Raw genomic sequence first — 2,637 nt, 5'->3', positions numbered from 1 at the left:
CCCCCGCCATGTCGGCCGCTACATCAATGGTTTCGTTCAGCGCCGCGATGGCAGCGGTGTTCCCGGCGATCCCGCCTCCCGCCGCCAGCATCTCCGCAAAGTAGCGGCGTATCCACAGCGCCGCCCGCAGGACGCGGTGCAAAAGCACGATCACCAGCGGCACGACCACCAGCACCGTAAGCAGCAACATGGCGCACCAGATAACATATACGGCGGCGGGCAATGTAGGGGTCAGCTCCATCAGCGGTATCTTTCCTGCTTGCTCGCCGACTCGATAACGCCGGCCAGATGCTTGTCAACGGCGCCAAGCCCGGCGCCGACCCGGGCCAGCCCTTCGTTCGCCGCCGCCGCCTGGGGCGGGAGATGACCGGTTTCGACCTCAATGGCGCGCAATCCCAGGCGCAGCCGGGCCAGATAGCTGGTGGGCGTCCCGCCAATCGAACGCAGCACGCTGCCGATCTTGATCAGAAAAAACGCCAGCACCAGAAAAAATGCCAACACCAGCGCAGCGGTAAGAAAGGCCAACAGCAACAAGGACATGTCACCCGCGCTCCAAAATGCAGTGCGGGCATCCCGAACAATGCTCCGCATGGGCGCGAATAGCGGCGGCGCCGCGTTCGATACGCGCGACCTGCTCCTCAATGCCTTGCACGCCCTCGTTGATGCGATACAGGGCAGGGATATGGATCGTATTGTTGGCGACTCGCTGACCGGTGTCCCAGATGCGGGAAGCGCAACGATCTATGCCGCCCGCCGTTCGGCAAATCAGCCAAAGCAACAGCGCCACCACCAAGCTGACCACAAGGCCAACGATTAACGACCCCCACCAGACAAAGGCAGCCGCCTGAGCGGGGGAAGCCGTCTGGAGTTCCATCGGTTTCGTCTCCCGGCCCCGGCGTCAGGCCGTGTCCCTTCGCTCCGGCGCCTGCAAGGCCCCGACAATTTCACCGGCATTGCGTTCGATGGAGCGCGCCGCGACCAGCAATTCGCCCGCCACCTTGCCGGTAGTCCGCAGTTGCCAAATCGGCTTGGTGTTCTGCTCTATTGCCTCCACCACGCCCAACGCGACCGCCGCCAACGCCGAGATGCGCCGGGCCAGCGCCAGGATCGCGAGCAAAAGAGCGGCGGCCGCAAGCACGATGCAGCCGCCTACTCCCAGCCAAAAGAACCACCAGGAAAATATCTCCGCGGCACTCACTCGGCGGCCGCCTTCAACATTTTTTTCTCCGCCGCCGTCTCCGCCTGCCGAATGTAGCGGTGGGCATCCGCCTGCAGGCCGCGCTGTAACCGGGTGCCCGCGGGGTGAAAAGCGGTGCCCCAACTTTGCAGCTTGCTGTAGAAATAGTGCGCCGTCCGCATCAGCGGCCCGGGAGGCTCCACATGCCCCCAACCGCTTGGGACCCGGCCCGTACGGCTCCAGCGCCGGGTCATATTGCCCCTGCGCTGACCGATCGCGCGCAACGGGCGAATAAAGCTGCCTACCGCGCGGCTGGCGGTGGCGGAAACGAATCGGCCGGGCGGCGCCTTGTAGAAAGGCGCGAAGGCGTCCGGGAAGCCCGGCATGGTGCAACCGATACAGATGCCGCCGGTGTTCATGCAACCGCCGGCGTGGCCAAGCGCCCCGCGCGAGGTCATGTTGCACTGCACGACCGGCCCCCAGCAACCCAGTTCCACCAGGCATTCCTGGTCGCCGTATTCTTTGGCAAAGACGCCCTCCTCGTAATTTCCGGCCCGCTCGCAACCGCGATGCACCGTGGAGCGAAACATCCAAGCCGGCCGGCCGAGTTCGTCGAACTCCGGCAACGGCCCGACCCCCGCCAGGAACATGAGGATAGATACGATGGTCTCGGTAATATTGTCTCCCAGAGGAGCGCAGCCCGGGATGTTAATAACCGGCAATCCCAGCGCGCTGCGAAATTCCTTGCCCAAATAATCGGCGACGGACATAGCGTGCGTGACGTTGCCCCATGCCGCCGGGATGCCGCCCCACGTGGCGCAGGTGCCCACCGCGTTCACCGCCGCCGCGCCGGGCGCCATGGCATGCATCATGCGGGCCGTCGGATAGGGGCGCCAACTGCCGTCCTCCAATTCCTCCATACCCATGGCGGACCAGTAGCCGCCATATTCGGCGGCAATGTCCTCATCCGCTACCGAGCCCTCGTACAGCACCACGTAAGACGCGCCCAGCGTCCCTTTGGCCGCCTTGTAGTAAGGCTCCATAAAGCGGTGCCCGGCCTCGACTCCCAGCACCGGATGATGCAGGACGATACGGGGCAACCCCGGAATATCGGCATTGATTAATTGTTCGACCGCAGGGTTCTTGGCCCCTACCGCCGCTACGGAACAGCCGTCGCAGCTCATGCCCGCCAGCCAGAAGGCATGGACCTCGGAAATAGGCCCCGATTCCAGGGCAAACGCCGGCGTGTGCGCACCGTTCAGAGCAACATCTTTTCCGTTCCCGGTATCCATTTGTCTCCCTCGCATCTCCTGTGGAGAAACCACGACTTACGATAGCGTAAACCTTGCCGTAAGGACAAAGTCAAGGGGTTTTTGAGCCCCCCAAGCCGTTACGCAATCGAGGGGAAAAGATTCCCACCCCGCTATTCCCGCGCATCACTCCCCCCTTGAGGGGGAGTC

Annotated in this window: 5 protein-coding genes; all 5 read right to left on the bottom strand. The window is 63.7% G+C overall.

Annotated features, from left to right (window positions below):
* On the bottom strand, positions 1–241 hold a 241-nt coding region (locus OXU43_00025), incomplete at its 3' end, for a hypothetical protein (protein ID MDD9823567.1).
* On the bottom strand, positions 241–540 hold the full coding sequence (locus OXU43_00020) for a hypothetical protein (protein ID MDD9823566.1): 300 nt from the start codon (positions 538–540) through the stop codon (positions 241–243). The genes OXU43_00025 and OXU43_00020, both read right to left, overlap by 1 nt.
* Position 541: 1 nt before the next feature.
* A complete protein-coding gene (locus OXU43_00015; protein MDD9823565.1) occupies positions 542–874 on the bottom strand; it encodes a hypothetical protein in 333 nt (110 codons plus the stop codon).
* 24 nt (positions 875–898) lie between these two features.
* A complete protein-coding gene (locus OXU43_00010; GenBank protein ID MDD9823564.1) occupies positions 899–1,198 on the bottom strand; it encodes a hypothetical protein in 300 nt (99 codons plus the stop codon).
* On the bottom strand, positions 1,195–2,469 hold the full coding sequence (locus OXU43_00005) for a hydrogenase expression protein HypE (GenBank protein MDD9823563.1): 1,275 nt from the start codon (positions 2,467–2,469) through the stop codon (positions 1,195–1,197). The genes OXU43_00010 and OXU43_00005 overlap by 4 nt, the downstream gene beginning before the upstream one ends.
* Positions 2,470–2,637: the final 168 nt, after the last annotated feature.

This window comes from Gammaproteobacteria bacterium, from assembly GCA_028817255.1.
Lineage (GTDB): Bacteria > Pseudomonadota > Gammaproteobacteria > Porifericomitales > Porifericomitaceae > Porifericomes > Porifericomes azotivorans.
The sequence above is the reverse complement of the archived record's forward strand: the minus strand, read 5'-3'. Positions and strand labels throughout refer to the sequence as shown.